The organism is Anabaena catenula FACHB-362 (genome assembly GCF_014698735.1).
GTDB lineage: Bacteria > Cyanobacteriota > Cyanobacteriia > Cyanobacteriales > Nostocaceae > Anabaena > Anabaena variabilis_A.
The window spans coordinates 20,249-39,705 of the sequence record NZ_JACJTQ010000017.1 but is presented as its reverse complement, the minus strand read 5'-3'; the positions used below and the strand labels follow the sequence as shown (position 1 = coordinate 39,705).

Sequence of the window (19,457 nt, the reverse complement as noted above, 5' to 3'; positions counted from 1 at the left end):
AAATCTTGCTTGCGAATATCTTCTGGTGTTTTTAGTGAAAATGCAAGGACAGTTAAGACACTTAAAGGGACTAATGATGCAATTTAAACAATATTAGATAGTTGCTTGGCAAAATAAGTGCGGTAGAGTTCACAACGCGGTAAGATGCGATCGCCTTCAAAGGTAATTAATCCTAAACTTTCGAGCTTATAAGCATCTACAGGATTAAGAATCATAGGTTGCTTTGCTGCTACTAGCTCAGTATAAATCTGGCGCAGGGTAGGATTAGCTTCCAGTTTTACCCAATGTTGCCATAAATGATAACGGTAAATGCCTCCATTCGCGATCGCTTCATCTATCAACTCTGTTAAAGTGATTGTCCCAGAGCAAAGAGAAAACAAAGCTAGTTGAATTAATGCCGGATGACCTCCTACCAAAGACATCAACTGGGTAGATTCTTTGCTGGTATTCCATTCTAGTCCGTATCTTCTAGCTAATTCTTCTATCTGTTGCTGGGTAAATTCTTTTAGACGGATAGGCAATCCAATATTAAATGGGGAACGGTGAATATCTAAAGAAATATACTGTTCTGTAGAGTAAACTACTACTAACCTCAATTTTTTCCAGTGCTGATTTTGTCGAGCTTCATCGCACCAAGAACGCAACAAAGCAAAAAACTCCCGGCCAATGTGAGGATATTCAAAAAAGCGATCTACTTCACTCAACGCTAAAACTATTGGACTTTCACTCTGCTTCAGTAAATAGTTTTGTAAGTACAAACTACAACTCAACTTACAACCAATCTCATCATCCCATTGATCATCAAGGTTGATATCAGTTCCTAATTGTATGGCAATTTGTTGGCAAAGACAACGCAACAGCTTATTTAAATCATTTATACAGTTGTCATCAATTTGCCAGCAATTTATTGTAACAGTACAATAACCTTGTTGCTTGGCAAAGGCTAATAAACGCAGTACCAAAGAGGTTTTACCCATCTGTCTGGGGGAACGAATTCGAATTACACAACCAGGTTGAGTAACTTCTCTATAAACCTGTTCTTCTATAGGCGGACGTTCAATATATAAAGGAGAATCCAGCGGTACTGGTCTATCTGGATATGTCCAATATTTTTTTTCTATTATATGTGAATCTTCTGATAAGATATCTAATATTTCTGTTTCATTCTCTTCTTGCAAAAAGATATAATCTTCTTCATGCAATTCTAAATTAAAGGCATTAAAACATAATTTAAGAGTTTTTTGATCTACTGCTTGACTTAAAGACCACAATCGGCTGATAGTTCTAGCGGAAATATTAGTTCGTTGTGATAGTTTGTCTAGAGTTAAGCGATAGCCTTGATTTTCAATTATCTCGCAAGATATAATCGCTTCTTGTAATTGTTTTAATCCTTTGGGGGTTAGTATAACTCCTCTTTTTCTTCTTATTTTATTTTGTTTTAATACCATAGGTTATGAACCAAAAGTGTTTACTGATACAAAATCTACTTGGTAGAGTATGAATAAGTCAATTGTTTTGAGCATCAAACTAAAATTTAAAAACCCCACCCTCAACGAAGTAGGGCAGGGTAGTTTATAAATGCTTGAGCAAAAACCGATTAAAGCGTGTTTCTTTGCACTTCACGACCTGAACATCTCAAAATTTTCATAAGAATGCAAAGACAGTTAAGACAGTTAAGAGAACTCCAAAAAATAAATTATCCGATTTTACAGAATCAAAACGACTTTTCTTCCCCCCTGCAAAATCGCTCCCCTGCCCTAAAAGCGTGTCGTTAAAGCGTGTCCCTTGCAAAGTAGCTACGCTAACACGTAGTGTGCCGTAGGCATAAGCTCCGAAGATAGGGTAGGGATTGGGATTGGGATATTTTTTATTTGGAAGTCTCTTAGCCTAAAGTTCAGTTTTTAGGCAGGCGATCGCATAATTTAGTGATCAGCATTCAAGAATCAGCCGTCAAATCAACCTACGGATAGAGGTTGACATATTTTTCACAGCACGTAAAACTTGTTATATTGGTCGGTCATAACATCTGTTGTTGCAGTGAGCTAACTTCCCAAAAGAAGTATATAGTTCACGAAAAAAAGATTAAATTGATTCACTATTAACATTCTGTCTAAGACTTATCCTCTACTTTAGAAGGTGAACAGGTGTGTTCTTTACCATACCTATATGTCTTAGCCGAGTGTACTTAGCAAGGTATCATGACAATGATGCCGTTTTCCCAGTCGGCCAGTTTTGTGCAACGAAAATCCGGTAAACTAAAGCTGGCATAGGATGGGAATGATTTTTTTGATAAACGGTTAAGTAAATATCGGAGTGGTAGAACGAATGTACAATCAAGGTGCTGTTGAGGGTGCTGCCAGTATAGAATCAGGTAGCCGCGTCTTCGTTTACGAAGTGGTTGGTCTGCGTCAGAACGAAGAAACTGATCAAACAAACTACCCAATTCGTAAAAGTGGCAGTGTGTTCATCAGAGTGCCTTACAACCGCATGAATCAAGAAATGCGACGGATCACTCGTCTAGGCGGCAAAATTGTTAGTATTCACCCTATAACAGTTCTAGAACCAGTTAATGGTAAAGCTGCTGTGGAAAGTGCTAACAGCGAAGTCAGCGAGTTAGTCACACCAGTGAGCGCTAACAGTGAAGTAAGCGAGTTAGTCACGCCAGTGAATGCTAACAGTGAGGAAAATGGTAAAGCCACACCTGTGAATACTAATAGTGAAGTCAAAGGCTTCGCTAAATCACCTGCTAAGGAAAAAAAAGGCAACACCATGACTCAAGGGAAAGCCAAACACGCTGATGTTCCTGTAAACACTTACCGTCCTAACGCTCCGTTTATTGGTAAGTGTATCTCCAATGAACCATTAGTTAAGGAAGGCGGAATTGGTATTGTTCAGCACCTGAAGTTTGACCTTTCTACTGGCAATTTAAAGTATATCGAAGGTCAAAGTATCGGTATTATTCCCCCAGGTGTTGACAAAAACGGTAAGCCTGAAAAACTCAGACTTTACTCGATTGCTTCAACTCGTCATGGCGATGATGTAGATGATAAAACAATCTCACTATGTGTTCGCCAATTAGAGTACAAACACCCAGAAAGTGGCGAAACAATCTATGGTGTTTGCTCTACTTATCTGACTCAGCTTAAACCAGGTGATGATGTAAAAATCACAGGGCCTGTAGGTAAAGAAATGTTGTTACCTGAAGATCCTGAAGCTAATGTAATCATGTTAGCAACAGGAACAGGTATCGCTCCTATGCGGGCTTATCTGTGGCGGATGTTTAAGGATAATGAAAAAGCAGCTAACCCAGAATACCAATTTAAGGGATTCTCTTGGTTGTTGTTTGGAGTACCCACATCTCCCAACATTCTTTACAAGGAAGAACTGGAAGAAATGCAACAAAAGTATCCAGAAAACTTCCGCCTCACCTATGCTATCAGCCGGGAACAGAAAAACCCCGAAGGTGGCAGAATGTATATCCAAGACCGTGTAGCAGAACACGCTGATGAACTGTGGCAATTGATTAAAAATGAAAAGACCCACACTTACATCTGCGGTTTACGCGGTATGGAAGATGGTATTGATGCAGCTTTGACTGCTGCTGCTGCTAAGGAAGGTGTGACTTGGAGTAGTTACCAAAAGGATCTCAAGAAAGCACACCGCTGGCACGTAGAAACGTACTAATTTGGTCATTGGTCATTGGTCATTGGTCATTAGTTCCGAGTTTTAAACTCTAAGTTTGTAGGTAGGGTGATGCCCCGCCTACAATTGTTTTTTATATATAGTTTGGATGCAAAATCTGTGGGTGTAAAACTAGGAATATTAGGTTTAGGGACTGTGGGAACGGGTACTGTACAACTGTTGCAAGATACAGCAGGTCGTCACCCACTATTAAAAGAGATAGAAATATATCGAGTGGGAGTGCGATCGCTTGATCAACCCCGTCAAGTAGAATTGCCTACAGGCGTAATAACAACTGATTTAGAAGCAATTGTCAATAATCCAGAGATAGATATAATTGTTGAAGTTATGGGGGGATTGGAACCAGCAAGAACACTCATCCTCACCGCTATTAAAAATGGTAAGCACGTAGTCACAGCCAATAAAGCCGCAATTTCCCGCTTTGGCGCAGAAATATTTACCGCAGCCAATCAAGCTGGGGTCTATGTGATGCTAGAAGCCGCTGTTGGTGGTGGTATTCCCGTAATTCAACCCCTCAAGCAATCTTTAAGTGTTAACCGCATTCATGGCATCACTGGTATTGTCAACGGCACAACTAACTACATCCTCACCAGGATGCAAACAGAGGGTAGCGACTTCAATGATGTTTTAGCTGATGCTCAACGCTTGGGTTATGCTGAAGCTGATCCCACAGCTGATATTGATGGCTTAGATGCCGCAGATAAAATTGCCATCTTGGCATCTTTAGGCTTTGATGGCCGCATCAACCTCCAAGAGGTCTATTGTGAGGGAATCCGTCAAGTCAGCAAGACAGATATTAGCTACGCTGCCAAATTGGGATTTGTGATTAAATTATTAGCAATTGCCAAACATCAAACTAGTGATCACTCTCAGCTATCAGTCAGAGTTCATCCTACCCTAGTGCCGCAAACTCATCCTTTAGCTAGTATTAACGGTGTTTATAATGCCATTCTTGTCGAAGGAGAACCCATTGGCCAGGTGATGTTTTTTGGGCCTGGTGCAGGTGCGGGTGCTACGGCTAGTGCTGTCTGTTCTGATATCTTGAATCTTGTCGCTACTCTGAAAACTAATACCCCCAAATCAAATCCCCTGTTAGCTTGTAGACATGAAAATTACCTGCAAATTGCGCCAATTTCTGAACTTGTAACCCGATTTTATGCTCGATTTTTAACAAAAGACCAACCAAGTGTAATTGGTAAATTGGGTACTTGCTTTGGTAAATATGGCGTAAGCTTAGAGTCTGTTGTCCAAACTGGTTTTCAGGCACAACTCGCAGAGATTGTGGTTGTTACCCACGATGTGCGAGAAGGAGACTTTAGGCAAGCTTTAGCTGAAATTGAAACCTTGGAAGCAATAGATAGTATTCCTAGCATCTTAAGAGTGCTTTAAAATAATCAACCCCCTTGCGGGGGTCTTAAAAATTCAAAATACAGTGCAATTTTGAAGTTTGGATTCAAGATTGAGCTTTCTTTAAATATGCATTATCTAGAAACCTTGTAGAGACATTCCATGGAACGTCTCTACATTCTTTTTTACTCCTATATCTATTGGTTAAGATTCTGAAGTTTCTTGGCCAACAACTTGTGTTTTGAGAGTTGTAATTTCACTAGTTAACTCTTGCCGAGTTGAAGCTTTGAGTAAATAGCGATAAACAAACCAGCCAGAATAACCAATACCAATCAACTCAAAGGTAGGTGCTACCAAAGGAATATCATTGAGAGAATCTAGAACAGCCAATAGTACCTTAACTGCCACAATTGTCGTGATCAATAATCCCAGCGTAACTACAGGCTGCTTGTATTGATTAAAGAAATTGCCCACATAGTCAGGCAATGTGCCTAAAAAGCCAGAAACTTGTTGTCCATATTTCAGCCATTGCTCTTGAGACTGTACAGGAGGCTGTAGTTTGGTAATACTTCCTGTTTGGCTGTTGATATCTGGGATTGTTGTTTCTTTTGACTTGGTTTCTGTGTATTCCGGTTCTTGCATTTTCACTTCCATAATTTTGACAGTTGAGTTTTTATCTGCACAATTCCAACCATAAGGTTGTTGAGTAGGTAATTGATCCTAGCATCACCACGATTGGATTGAGCTTACAAAGGGGTTTTAGTGTCCTATAACCATAATTGCCCCATTACCTCTACTGCATCAACTACAGGGTAGAACGTCAGTATGAGGATAGAAGTCAAGAGGCAACAGGATGTATTAACATCAGCTTTCTGAGTTCTGTTTTGTAAATTAACTGGAATTCTCAGGTTGTGATTATCCCATGCCATGTAATTTGCTCATCGAAGCACAAATCATGCAAAAATCAGTCCACCTCTCACTCATACAAGTCTAAACGCTGATTTTATCTGATATTAAAGCTATCTTCAGCCGCATTCGTCAATTAACTTATTCATATTGATACTAATATGTAACAATTTGATTGTCTGTTCATAGAGACTAGACATAAATGTATTTTTATGGTATGTACTTCATTTTAGCTGGAAAAATTTGTTCAACACTAGAGAAAGAAATTCTTAACAAAGGTAACTGCGCGATCAATTCCCCATAAGTAAATTCAAAATATAAGTTTATTCTATAAAATAGATGAAAATGATTTAGTCCTGTTATGAAACCAAATAAAGTCAATCTTCATGAGATTAGCAATGATGATACAGGCTAGACTTGATTGGTGATATTTTCGGATTGATGAACTCTTATCTTGCACCATCATCTTATTGCTAAAATTCCAACTCAAAAACCTAATAATTGCCTAAGGTGAGTAATGCCCACCCTACTTTCGTAAGAATAGTGCAAGAAGATGTTAGTAAAGAGATTGCAAGGATGCTAAATCAAAAGCCCACCCTTGTTGACAAAAGTTTACAAAGCAAAAAAGTGTCAACTGAAGAGCCAATAACAGATGAATTACCGACTATAGAATTTCCCTCCCGTGGGAAACTCAAGGCCAGTTCTTGGCGCATCCATCAAAAAATTGGCTATGGATACTTTGTCGCTATTGGCATTGGCTTTTTTGGCTCCCTGACTGGATTGGTACTGGCCAACTATTACCGGGGAAGAGAAGTCAGACAATTTAATCAAGCCAATGAGCAAGGACAATTACTAAATAATTATAAAAATGCGGTAGTTGGGGCGCAATTGCATAGCTCTAACTTAGTAGCTGTTTTGGAAGATACACAACGACTACGTAAGAAAAAGGCTGCATTTCTCTATTCTGTTTCTCAAGCTCAGAAATTAGAGCAAAACATTGCTGGCTATATAAATAGTAAGCCTCAGACATTAGCCGCAACCAGTGCAACTTTAGAGAATTTATTGCATGATTACTCAATTAACTTAAAATCCTATATTAATCAAATTGATGTTGTTTTGCAGCAACTTGAGGCTCAAGAGGTAAAGCCACAACAAATTACCTCAGCCAGAGAGCAGTTACTGACAATTATGCGTGGTGAAACAGCCATGCAGCTAGAGAATTTGTCAGAAAAATTGACTAATATTCTCCGCACTGCTCAAATGCAAGCGCAGGAGCGACAGAGAGATGTAGAGCAAGCTAGATTTGTGGAGAGATTAATTGTCATAGTCAGTATGCTGGTATCAGTGGCTATAGCTGCTGTTGTGGCATGGCGTACTAGTCGAGCGATCGCAGAACCTGTAATCACAGTAACTCAAGTAGCTGAACAGGTGGCCAGAAAATCTAATTTTGATTTACGCGCTCCTATCACCACTGATGATGAAATTGGCTTACTTGCTAAATCTCTAAATCGCTTAATTGAGAGAGTATCTGAGCGAACTAAACAACTACAACAAGCAAAAGAATTAGCGGAAGCTGCAAGTAAAGCCAAAAGTCAGTTTCTGGCAAATGTCAGCCATGAGTTACGCACACCGCTAAATGCAGTCATTGGTTTAAGCCAATTGTTACAAGATGACGCTGGTGATATTGGTGTATCTGCGGACTTTATCGCTGATTTAGAAACTATTAATTCGGCTGGGAGACATTTACTAGAACTAATTAACGATATCCTCGACTTGTCGAAAATTGAAGCGGGGAAAATGACTCTCTACCCAGAGACGTTTGAAATCATAACTTTGATTAACAATGTTGTTCACACAGTTAAACCAGCTATCGAAAAAAATGGTAACACCTTAGTCATAGATTGCGATGAACCACTAGGGATTATGTACGCTGATCAGACAAGGATGCGACAGGTATTATTAAACTTACTCAGTAATGCTGCCAAGTTTACCACTAACGGTAAAGTAACGCTGACTGTTAAGAATGAGAAAACAAACCTTCTGAAAGAAACTGCTTTAGGTGTGATTAGTTTTACTGTCAGTGATACAGGTATTGGACTATCACCTAGTCAAGAGCAGCAGTTGTTTCAACCCTTTATACAAGGGGATACCTCAACTACGAAAAAATATGGTGGCACTGGCTTGGGATTAGCAATTAGCCGTCATTTTTGCCAGATGATGGGGGGTGAAATTATTGTCAATAGTCAGCTTGGTGTTGGTTCTACATTTACTATTCGTCTACCCTTGACACTTCAGGAATAAGCAGGTCACGAAGAGGAAAAGGGGCAGGGGGCAGGGGGCAAGGGGGAAGACCGGGACTGAGCTTGGACTCTGCCCCGTATAAGCGTCCTAGAAGGACGGGGCTTGTACCCATGTTCCGCTCCGCTCCACCCAGAGGGAAAGGGCTTGTTCCCCCCGCTAGAAAGCTCCCTTTCCCCCTGCTTCTTCCGGTCAACAAGAAGGGTGTAGGGAAAAATTAGTGGAGGCTATGACACCAAAATGGTTTCGGGGTTTCAAGATGCGATCGCAGCAAAGGGAAGAATTTTAATAACTATAGAAAGAAAATTTTATACCTAAATTTAGCAACGCTTGGTTTTTATTAGCTTTGCAATATCTAGACAAAGAATTGATTCTATGATAAATTTGCTACATATAGTTATCACAAATCACTTCTGAAAAATCTTAATTATTGTTAGTAAGTCCAGGCCTTATCTAGGCAAATTTTAGTAGTCAATGATACGCCTATTTCAAAAATTCAAGAGGAGTCACATAGATGAATTTTTATTGATGCAATGCTTTCTTCTATAAAATCGGGAAAATTAGCAATATTAAAAAACTATTAATTATTCCTATTAACCAATAATAGTAAGGAAATTAAAAATGCTGAACATCAAGCAGTTTTCTGATCGGGTGCAAAACAAAATTTTGTGGCTATACAATCGTAAACTGCCAGAATTTCAGCAAGACTTTCTGAGTATGTTACAGTTCCGTTGGCTACTACATTTTGGTAGCAAACCAATGGAAATTACCCAGAAATCTGCGATGATAATTTCACCACACCAGGATGATGAAGTTCTTGGCTGTGGTGGTGTAATTGGATTAAAGCGAGAACAGAAGATTCCAGTACAAGTTGTTTTTGTAACAGATGGTGCTGCTTCTCATTCCTGGCATCCTAATTTTAAATCTGGGGAAATAGTTCCCGTTCGTAGAGATGAAGCACTGACAGCTTTAAGTATATTAGGTGTTGATGCTTCGCAAATTCACTTTCTTGATAATCCTGATAGTAAGCTTCTATTTTTAAATGAAACTGAGCGCCAAAAGATTATTGCTAAATTAGCACAAATCTTGCAGTCTTTCCAACCACAAGAGGTCTATGTTCCACATCGCAAAGACCGGACTAAAGACCATGAAGCAACTTACGAATTAGTTCAAGAGGCAATTATTCTCTCAGGACTTGAAGTAGAGCTATTAGAGTACCCCATTTGGATTCTCTGGCATTCTCGTCTTTTTCGTGATTTGCAACTACATGAGTTATCAAGTGCTTACCATCTATCAATTAATCCTATTATAGATAAGAAAAAACAGGCAATTGCCGCCTATCATTCTCAGTATACACCTATAGATATGCACTCTTCTCCGATTTTAAAACCTGCTTTTCTGAAAAGGTTTTTCTTACCTTATGAGGTATTTTTTAGACATAATTATTCCGAGAATAAACATTAAAATAAAACCCTAAAAATTATGAATATAAATGAAATTAATAGTAAAAATAAAAAAGTAATTTCTAGCATCAACCCAGACCAAAAACTACCTGTGTTATTAGAAGAAATATCACTCCCTCAGGAATTACCACCAATTGTTCTCCTCGCCTTTACCCGTCCCGATCTTCTCCAACAATTTCTTCCGGCTATAGCTCAACAAACTTTGCGTCCATCGCAGATTTTGGCTTTTATTGATGGACCACGTAATGCTAAAGATCAGCCTCTCATTGCAGAGTGCATTAATTTATTAACAGAATTTTCTCAGACTATTCCTGTTAAAATTATTAACCAGCAACATAATTTAGGTTGTGATGCACACGCTATCTATGCAATCACAGAGGCTTTATCCCATTATCCTGCTATCATTTACTTAGAAGACGATACTATTCCCAATCCTTATTTTTACGATAGGATGTGTCGGCTATTAGAAGCTTATCGTCACTGCCCTCAAGTATTTTCAATCACAGCCTACGCCAATTTTCCCAGTGAAATACGGGAAATGATCACAGCAGATTTTATGGTATCAAGACGAGTATTTGCTTTGGGTTTAGCAACCTGGGCAGATCGCTGGCAAAACTTAAATCTTGCTAATCATCCCCAAGGTTATAACCCTTTTGGTAATTTTTATAAAATTCCTGCCACCAAACAGACAAAATATACAATTATTAATCAATTTTTTATAGAAACAGAAAACAAACAAGATTGGGTTATTACTCTCACTTTAGCGGCGCTACATCAGGGATACATACACATAACACCAATGGTATCTTTAGTAAAGAATATAGGATTCGGACATCCTGAAGCTAAAACATACAACCAAGGTGGGGAACCAATTTGGGCAAACGCCCATAGTGATTCATCTACCTGTCCGAACACATTACCTCCTAGCTTAGAACTGATAGATGCTCTAGCAGATCCTCTTGATGGAGTTGAGTTAGCCAGACACTTAGAAAATTGTCAGGGTTTATGGCTTTCTCCATCAGGTATGTGGTATTTATTCGGTAAATACAGTGATTGGCACAGCCGAAGCGCTTTTTTGAAACTTTTCTTTTCTAGAATACTGGTTTTAATTAGACGTTGGCGTTCTGGAAAACCAATTTGAAGAATAAGGTAACTCTTATTCTGCTACACGAATTTGTTGTTGAGTCTCCTGATATTGATCATTAAAACCTGCTACTTCTGAGAGAGTATAAAGTGGTCTTTGTTTAACCTCTTCATAAATACGCCCGATATATTCACCTAAGATCCCAATACTAATGAGTTGCACTGCACCTAAGAAGAAGAAAGCAATAAGAACAATAGTGATTCCAGTTAAAGGAGAATTGGGGACAAAAATACGCCAGTACAACACCAGTAAACACATAAATATGGCAACTATAGCCGCTAATAATCCTACATAGGTGGAAAGCCGCAAGGGTACTTTGGAGAAAGAAACTAGTCCGTTAATTGCCAGTGCGAAGGATTTGCGAAATGTATATTTAACATCACCGGCAAAACGGGGATCTCTTTCAAAGCGAATGGCGGTTTGATTAAAACCTACCCATGATCGTAATCCGCGAATGTAGCGGTTTCTTTCTGGCATAGCATTGAGTATATCGACAACTTTGCGATCCAATAGGCAAAAATCTCCGGTATCGGTAGGAATATCCACATCTGCAAGATTTTTCAAGAGGCGATAAAAAGCATAAGCTGTAAAGCGTTTAAACCAACCTTCTTGACGGCGTTTTGTCCGTTGAGCGTAGATAATTTCATATCCCTGCCGCCATAGTTCTACCATTTCCGGAATCAACTCTGGTGGATCTTGTAAATCGGCATCTAAGATGACAACTATCTGTCCACGAACAAAATTCAAACCTGCTGTTACGGCAATTTGATGGCCAAAATTCCGTGCCAGACTCAAGTAAACTACACGGGAATCTTTTTGGTGCAATTCGCGCATCATTTGTAGAGAGCGATCGCGACTACCATCATTAATCAAACATAATTCTACTGAACTATCCATCTGATCCATCACCAGGGAAATGCGGCGATACATTTCGTAAATGGTTTCTTCTTCGTTGTAGATCGGGACGAGAAAAGAATATTTAGGTAGCATAGTTGAGCTATATGTATTAACTAACGTTTTTTACGAAATGGAAAAGAGCGCCGCCGACGATACCAAGTAGAACCTCCAACAAGCATTCCAATCAATGCCAAAGCACTAACTAATGGCAAAACATCGCCGGTACGGATAGCCTTTAAGCCAGAACTACCCAACATGACAAAGGGCAAGATTCCTGGTACTGTTCCCAAAGTTGTACCAATCAAGTAATCTTTGAAACTGATTGATGTCAAACCCGCTGCAAAATTTACTAGTCCATAGGGCATAATTGGCATCAGACGAATTGCAAACATATAAAATATTCCTCCTTGCTGGACTTCGGCATCTAGGGCTTGCCAACGTCCTGCTAGTCGCTGAGAAACTATTTCACGTCCTATTGTTCGCGCAAATAAAAAGGCGGCGATGGCGGCAATAATCGCCCCAATACTTGTCCAAAATGTCCCCATCCAAGGTCCAAAAATTGCTCCCCCAGTCAGATTTAATGCTGTTGAAGGCATAATTAAAATCGTAGCTACCACATAGATAACTATGTAAGTAACTGGGGCCCAAATACCTGCTGCTTTTAACCAGGACTGAATCAGATTTGGATCAATTCCCCCCAGAAAATATCCTACTATTCCAGTGGCTATCAGACATACGGCCATCAGTAAGGCAAAACCAGTTTTCCAATTCAGCATAAATAGAGATTCCTAGTTTTCAACAAATCTACTGAGCCATGAGAATAGTAATTGGTTGTGATGACCATTTTTTTACATATTTGTTATTTTCAAAATTCATAGTTGCAACTGGAGGTTCTTTGTCTCTTCTCACCGCAATAATGGCACAAGGTTTAAAATCTTTATAAGGATACATTTCAGATCTTAGGGCATAGAAATTCTCAGGATTTAAAATATGTTTAAATTTATATACTCGACTTTGATTTTCATTTAATAAAATCCAAAAAGGATATTCCCAATGGCGACCATAAGGTACTTTTTCTGTTCCTAAAGATAACCCTATATCATTACAGCTTGTAGTTTTCATAAAATCGACTGCCTCAAAATAAGGTTTGATTAGCTGAGGTCTTTGGATAAAATATATTTCATTTCTGGTACTATTAAAAATGTTCTTGTCTGTTGCAATTGGGCGAAATTTATTAATAAACACAAATTGCATGGATGTTACTAAGAGAATCACTGCTAAGGCTGTAATAAAATGGCGATTCCAAGTTTGACAAAAAATTAGACCAACAAAAGCTGAAAACAAAACAAATAGCGCCAGATGATGCCGACTTTGATATGGCTGGAGTTTGAGCATCCAACAAATTAGTGAGAAGCTAAAAATTAAACATAAAAGATAAATCATTACCTCTCTATTATTTCTAAGTTTTTTATAGAAAATAAATATACCTATAGCTAAGAAAATTAGTAATAAATGTAGAGGGTTTCCAGCTACGTTTTCATCCAAAGAAAGACCGGGAACACCCGTATAAGAGTTCAGAGGGTATGTGCTGCGTGGATCATTAATATCTAAACCCAAAAAACCATGAATTATGGTAATTAATTTGGTGACTTTACCTGTAGTTGGCTCAATTATACCTTGCAGTCCTAAATGCCTAACTATATCAGCATGAAGAGACAGGTTTCTGATAATATTAGAAATCCAAGTAGGTAGACTATATATTTCTGGTTTGTAGTGTAGGGAATATTCTGCTGTTGAGAGAGGATTTCCGTATAAACCATAATTACGTAAATAATGAGCAACATTCAAGCTTAAGAAAAATACACTAATAATAGAGATTGGCTTCCACATTTTCCAGCGCATCTGATTGACATACCAGAGGAAAAACCAAACCATAAAAGGAAAAGCATAAATATAACCAGAACTCTTGGTAAAAACAGCCAGTCCGCAACTAGCACCAATACCTAGAATTAAGTTTAGAGGCGGATTTCTATAGGGTAAAGTTAATAAAATATAATGGGCTAAACAAACTACCCAAAAACAAACTGCATAATCATTTTGAGTGCTAGAAGCTTGAAGAATCCCCATCGGTAAAGTAGCGCAGAAAACACTAGCCAAAATTTGTCCACGTTTATCTGCCCCTAGCTGCTTGGCAATTAGTGATACACCGATTATGCTGCCAATCATACTGAAGGTTTGTACTAAATTGGCGAACCTATCCCCACCACTGAGAATCTGTAAATGTAAAATTACTAACTCAGCAAACGGTGGGTGAACTAACTGGGCTGAGTAGTAGGTAGGATAGTGAGCAAGGTGGCGATTTTGTATCCAATGAACTACCCGCGCCATGTGATAAGTCATTGAGTCCCAGTTATTTGGCGGAGCAACAATAGCAATTACACTGACAGCAGCGATGATAAAAGTTACCCCTGATAGTAAAACTAGGGTGACAGGAGTTATTTTGGGAATTTGAGGGAGATAGAGTCTTCTTTTTCCTGTTTTAATTAGTCGATAATAAATCCACCCCAGAGCAATATTAGTCAATAACCACAAGGCTAATACCCAGCCAAATGTGATGATTTGCAACAAACTTAAGAATTCGGTAAAAAATGTGACTAATACTCCCCAGACAACTCCCGCTGGTAACACAGAACTGCGCCAATCTCGTTCAGGATTGTCAAAAACCAGAAAAATCAGCACTAACGATGTAAAAAGCAATCCAGCCAGCATTCAATAACCTCGCAGTTTATGCAACTAAATCAAAAATACTGCTTGTCACCCTATCAAAAGCGATCTCTGAAAAAATACTTAGATATTACTCTCATAGGATAATATCAGATATACAGTAGCTCGCCAAATTTTTTCCCAAGTTTTTCCAGGAATTCTTTAGCTACAGTCTTTCAAGAGAATACAGAAATTTGCAGACATGGACTTTTTGAGAACAGCTGTGATGTTTTCATCTTGCTCAATTTAGTCTAAAAAACAACTAAGCATACTTTATTGACTAATTTTTCATCGGACAATGTCTTGAGAGGATGTTTTAAAATTGATGTTACCCCTTCAGCCAATATACTTTGGGGTATAAGTCTCAAAGATCGCGCTTTCATCTCTATGACAACAAGTATTGATTTCCTCAGTCACCTCAATCCCAGTCAACGTCAAGCTGTCGAACATTACTGCGGACCATTATTAGTGGTAGCTGGTGCTGGTTCCGGTAAAACCCGTGCGCTGACTTATCGGATTGCGAATTTGATTATCAAACACCGTGTAAATCCTGAAAATATCCTGGCTGTGACTTTCACCAACAAAGCCGCACGGGAAATGAAGGATAGAATTCAAAGGCTATTTGCGGAACAATTAGCAATTAACCAATACGGTAAAAAGTTAGATTTATTACCAGAATATGAACAAACACAGCTAAAATCAAAGGTTTACCGCACCTATATCAAAGATATGTGGTGTGGCACTTTCCACAGTTTATTTTCTCGCATCCTCCGCTTTGATATCGAAAAATACCAAGACGAAAAAGGCAGACGTTGGAATAAAAACTTTTCTATCTTTGATGAATCCGATGTGCAAAGTCTCATCAAAGAAATAGTGACTAAAGATTTAAATCTCGATAGTAAAAAGTTTGAACCCAAATCTGTACGTTACGCGATTAGTAACGCTAAAAACCAAGGTTTTTCACCCCAAGAATTTGAGCGTGAACAACCAAACTATCGCGGACGGGTAATCGCTGACGTTTACAATCGCTATCAAGATAAGTTATCCCAAAATAACGCCCTCGATTTTGATGATTTAATCCTCGTTCCTACGAGATTATTTCAGCAAAATGAACAAGTATTAGGTTATTGGCATCGTAAATTCTGCCATATTCTTGTCGATGAATATCAAGATACAAACCGCACTCAATACGATTTAATTCAGCTTTTGGTAACAAACGGTGAAGAGCGTAAACATGAATGGAACTGGCAAAATCGCTCAGTGTTTGTTGTGGGTGATGCTGACCAGTCAATTTATAGTTTTAGAATGGCAGATTTCACTATTTTATTAGAGTTTCAAGAAAACTTTGGTGATGGTTTAGCAGATGATGATACCCGCTCAATGGTGAAGTTAGAAGAAAACTATCGCTCTTGTGAAAATATTCTCCAAGCTGCTAACGAACTGATTGAAAACAATACCCAACGGATTGATAAAATTCTTAAAGCCACAAGAGATACAGGCGAAAAAATATATTTCCATAAAGCCGATGAAGAAATGGCAGAGGCTGCATTTGTTATTAATCAAATCCGTACATTAGAACATCAAAATCCTGAATTAAATTGGGGTAGTTTTGCCATACTTTATCGCACTAATGCTCAATCTAGACCTTTTGAAGACTTGTTAGTTAAATATCAAATTCCTTATACAGTAGTAGGAGGAATGAAGTTTTATGACCGTAAAGAAATCAAAGATGTTGTCGCTTATTTAAGAGCAATTAATAATCCAGCCGACACAGTGAGTTTATTAAGAGTTATTAATACCCCTCGTCGCGGTATTGGTAAAGCTACTATTGATGCTTTGATGAATGCTTCCCAGCAACTAGGGACAACTTTGTGGGAAATATTAAGCGATGAAACATCAGTAAATACCTTAGCTGGACGTTCTGCAAAATCTGTGAATAGCTTTGGTAAATTGATTCAAAAATGGCAAGAACAAATTTCCCAAGTTCCAGTTACTGAGATTGTTCAAGGAGTATTAGAAGATTCTGGTTACATCCAAGACTTGCTAAATCAAGGTACAGATGAAGCTAGTGATAGAGTCAAAAACGTTCAGGAACTTTACAATGCTGCATTACAATTTCAAGAAGAAAATGAAGGAGAAGATATTTCTTTACAGGCATTTTTACAAAGTGCAGCCCTGAGTTCTGATTTAGATAATTTAAAGGAAGGAAAAACAGTAGTTTCCTTAATGACATTACACGCTTCCAAAGGCTTAGAATTTCCGGTAGTATTTTTAGTAGGGTTAGAACAGGGATTATTTCCTGGTTATCGTTCTCTACAAGATCCGTCATTATTGGAAGAAGAACGCCGTCTGTGTTACGTGGGTATCACTCGCGCTCAAGAACGTTTGTTTTTATCCCACGCGAGAGAACGACGGTTGTATGGTTCCAGAGAACCCGCAATGCGATCGCAATTTCTCGACGAATTACCAACAGAATTATTGACTACTCAAAACCAAGTTAGTCGCTCTTTTACTAAAACGACACCTGCAAAAACTAGCAACCAAAACACTACAAAAAATTGGCAAGTAGGAGAAAGAGTATTACATAAATCCTTTGGAATTGGGGAAATCACCCACGTTTTTGGAGCAGGAAATAAGATATCTGTGGCGATTAAATTCGCTAGTTTAGGACAGAAAATTATTGACCCCAGAGTAGCACAATTGCAAAGAGTGGAATGAATTAGTTATATAGGGTTTGCTGAAAAAGTCTTTCCGTTAGGGGTTAGGAGTCAGGAGTCAGGAGTCAGGAGTCAGGAGGAAGAATTAGAAGCAGCTTTTGAATAGTTGCTTTGGCGGAAAAGTGATAAGTTTTTGATGGGTAAAATGTCTATTCCTTGCACCAACTTAACCTTTTTTACCCCTGAATCCCTTGATTTATCTAGATTTTACATTTATTCAGCAAGCCCTATATAGCAATTACCATTCAAATGAGGTACAAGCTGTAATAATTAAACGCAGATGGACGCAGATAAACGCAGATATTTTTGTACTTCATTAGACTAGGAAATGCTATATAGCAGGGGACAGATGACAGTGTGAAAAGTCGCTATTAGCCGCAGAATGAATACTACGGTGGTTATTCTAACTGCGGCAAGATTTACCTAAACTAACACTTGCGCTCTTTCCTCTTCCAGCTTTACCTGAGCCTCTGCTGCTAAAAACTCAGCCACTTGAGCCTCAATTTCATCGCGCACAATCTGACGATATTCCAAGAAATGCTCAATTTGAGCGCAAACAGCTAAATAACTACTGATACCACCTGGATTATGCTTGTACATATTCCACAGATTACGCCAGAATTGCCAACGGGTATTACGTAATAAACCTTGTCGCCAGCAAATAGTCAAAAACGCCCGTAATACCTTCCAATTCAATGGCTTTTTCGCACCTTTGCCCTTTTTCGGATAGGTTGCTTCGCCTAAAATGCGGTAGTGTCGGTAAGCACGATCTAAAAACCGTGATGGTTCGTAAAGTTCCCAAAACGCTTCTACATATTCGCTGGCGATTTCTGCTAAAGGCCGGGTGGGGACAAAATTCATCAATGTGGTTTGATTGATATTGGCAGATTTACTGCGGAGTCGGTTTTCCTTTTCCAATCTATGCCACAATGCGGTATCAGGAAGGGCTTGGAGCATACTAAATAAAGCGGTGGGAATTGATGTCTGTTCCACAAACTTCACAATTCTCGCCCCAGCGCCTGTTTTTTCGCCATCAAATCCAATGATAAAACCTGCCATAACTCGCAACCCTGAGCGCGTAATCTTATATACCGCTTCGCTGAGGGAATCTCTTGTATTTTGGAATTTTTGAGTAAAAGCGAGGCTTTCTTCGTCCGGGGTTTCAATACCCAAGAAAACAGACCCGAAATTACACCTTACCATTGCATCCATCAATTCTTGATCTTGGGCTAAATCAACGGAAGCTTCTGTTGCAAAGGAGAAAGGATAGTGATGTGCAACCATCCAAGGTTCTAGTTCTTTCAAGAATAATTTGACGTTGCGCTTATTACCGATGAAGTTATCATCTACCATAAAAATACTGCGTCGCCAACCTAATTCGTAGAGATAATCAAGTTCGGCGAGGAGTTGAGACGGTGTTTTGGTGCGGGGTTTGCGACCATAGAGGACAATAATATCGCAGAATTCACACTGGAAGGGACAGCCACGGGAAAATTGTACCGACATTTCCGCATAAGCATCAAACTCCAGCAAATCAAAACGAGGAATAGGAGTGGTGCTGACATCTGGTTTTTCACCACCAGAACGAAACATCCCTGAAGACTCACCACGGGAAATTGCATCTATAAATAAAGGTAGCGTAATTTCTCCCTCATCCAAAATCAAATAATCTGCACCCACATCTGTGACTTCGTTGGGTAACGCCGTCGGATAAGGGCCACCCACAGCCACCCGCTTACCGCGTCGTTTTGCTTCCTGAATTTGTGCGAGTAAATCCTCTTTTTGGACAATCATTGCTGACAAAATCACCAAATCCGCCCAAGCCCATTCTGCTTCTGTGATTTGGCGAATATTCCGGTCTACCAGCTTAAAATTCCATTCTTGGGGTAAAATAGCAGCTACTGTCACCAAGCCCAAAGGTGGTAACATCGCCTTCCTATCTAACAAAGCCAGTGTTTTTTCAAAAGACCAAAAACTTTTTGGAAACAGAGGATATATAAGTAAAACATTCATTATCTTAATTGCAAACCCTGAATTTTGCTTGTAGGTTTATTTTAAACAAAGACGGAAATAGAGGAATATTGTTCACGCTTCTTTATTTGAATTATAGAATAATTACTGATATATTTGTCGTTTATTTGCTTTTTGAGAAATTTTTGGAGTTAAAAATATTCAATTTCAACAGATAGATGCTTTTTGAAACTAGGACGATATTATAAA

General features: G+C 38.9%; 12 protein-coding genes. 6 read left to right on the top strand and 6 right to left on the bottom strand.

The window, feature by feature from the left end:
• Positions 1 to 83 precede the first annotated feature (83 nt).
• Positions 84 to 1,448, bottom strand: coding sequence for an AAA-like domain-containing protein (locus tag H6G68_RS12715; RefSeq protein WP_190906981.1), 1,365 nt, complete (start codon positions 1,446 to 1,448; stop codon positions 84 to 86).
• An 877-nt stretch (positions 1,449 to 2,325) separates the two neighbouring features.
• Here H6G68_RS12715 and petH point away from each other — a divergent pair.
• Together petH and H6G68_RS12705 are read left to right on the top strand one after the other, a co-directional pair.
• The gene (petH, locus tag H6G68_RS12710; protein WP_190906980.1) at positions 2,326 to 3,684 is read left to right on the top strand and encodes a ferredoxin--NADP reductase; all 1,359 of its coding nucleotides are present in this window, start codon (positions 2,326 to 2,328) and stop codon (positions 3,682 to 3,684) included.
• Positions 3,685 to 3,801: 117 nt separating this feature from the next.
• A complete protein-coding gene (locus tag H6G68_RS12705; protein ID WP_190907042.1) occupies positions 3,802 to 5,091 on the top strand; it encodes a homoserine dehydrogenase in 1,290 nt (429 codons plus the stop codon).
• A 162-nt stretch (positions 5,092 to 5,253) separates the two neighbouring features.
• Here the strand turns inward: H6G68_RS12705 and H6G68_RS12700 are convergent, their stop codons facing one another.
• Positions 5,254 to 5,691: a CAAD domain-containing protein gene (locus tag H6G68_RS12700; protein ID WP_127054731.1), complete on the bottom strand. Its 438-nt coding sequence runs from the start codon at positions 5,689 to 5,691 to the stop codon at positions 5,254 to 5,256.
• An 840-nt stretch (positions 5,692 to 6,531) separates the two neighbouring features.
• Between H6G68_RS12700 and H6G68_RS12695 the strand changes: the two genes are divergently transcribed.
• The 3 genes from H6G68_RS12695 to H6G68_RS12685 all read left to right on the top strand — a co-directional run bounded on the left by H6G68_RS12695 (position 6,532) and on the right by H6G68_RS12685 (position 10,857).
• A complete protein-coding gene (locus tag H6G68_RS12695) occupies positions 6,532 to 8,256 on the top strand; it encodes a sensor histidine kinase (RefSeq protein WP_190906979.1) in 1,725 nt (574 codons plus the stop codon).
• A gap of 618 nt (positions 8,257 to 8,874) precedes the next feature.
• A complete protein-coding gene (locus H6G68_RS12690; RefSeq protein ID WP_190906978.1) occupies positions 8,875 to 9,717 on the top strand; it encodes a PIG-L deacetylase family protein in 843 nt (280 codons plus the stop codon).
• An 18-nt stretch (positions 9,718 to 9,735) separates the two neighbouring features.
• Entirely contained in the window at positions 9,736 to 10,857 is a 1,122-nt protein-coding gene (locus tag H6G68_RS12685; protein WP_199332585.1) for a glycosyltransferase family 2 protein, read from the top strand.
• Positions 10,858 to 10,872: 15 nt separating this feature from the next.
• Here the strand turns inward: H6G68_RS12685 and H6G68_RS12680 are convergent, their stop codons facing one another.
• The 3 genes from H6G68_RS12680 to H6G68_RS12670 are packed head-to-tail and all read right to left on the bottom strand — an operon-like array spanning position 10,873 to position 14,526.
• On the bottom strand, positions 10,873 to 11,850 hold the full coding sequence (locus H6G68_RS12680) for a glycosyltransferase family 2 protein (RefSeq protein ID WP_190906977.1): 978 nt from the start codon (positions 11,848 to 11,850) through the stop codon (positions 10,873 to 10,875).
• A gap of 20 nt (positions 11,851 to 11,870) precedes the next feature.
• Positions 11,871 to 12,533: a TVP38/TMEM64 family protein gene (locus H6G68_RS12675; RefSeq protein ID WP_190906976.1), complete on the bottom strand. Its 663-nt coding sequence runs from the start codon at positions 12,531 to 12,533 to the stop codon at positions 11,871 to 11,873.
• A 28-nt stretch (positions 12,534 to 12,561) separates the two neighbouring features.
• Positions 12,562 to 14,526 carry an ArnT family glycosyltransferase gene (locus tag H6G68_RS12670; RefSeq protein ID WP_190906975.1) on the bottom strand — a complete coding sequence of 655 codons (1,965 nt, stop codon included), beginning with the start codon at positions 14,524 to 14,526 and terminating at the stop codon, positions 12,562 to 12,564.
• Positions 14,527 to 14,907: 381 nt separating this feature from the next.
• On the opposite strand from H6G68_RS12670, the gene pcrA reads away from it, so the two are divergent.
• Positions 14,908 to 17,238, top strand: a complete 2,331-nt coding sequence (gene pcrA / locus H6G68_RS12665; protein WP_190906974.1) for a DNA helicase PcrA — start codon at positions 14,908 to 14,910, stop codon at positions 17,236 to 17,238.
• A gap of 422 nt (positions 17,239 to 17,660) precedes the next feature.
• Here the strand turns inward: pcrA and H6G68_RS12660 are convergent, their stop codons facing one another.
• The gene (locus H6G68_RS12660; protein WP_190906973.1) at positions 17,661 to 19,250 is read right to left on the bottom strand and encodes a B12-binding domain-containing radical SAM protein; all 1,590 of its coding nucleotides are present in this window, start codon (positions 19,248 to 19,250) and stop codon (positions 17,661 to 17,663) included.
• Positions 19,251 to 19,457 lie beyond the last annotated feature (207 nt).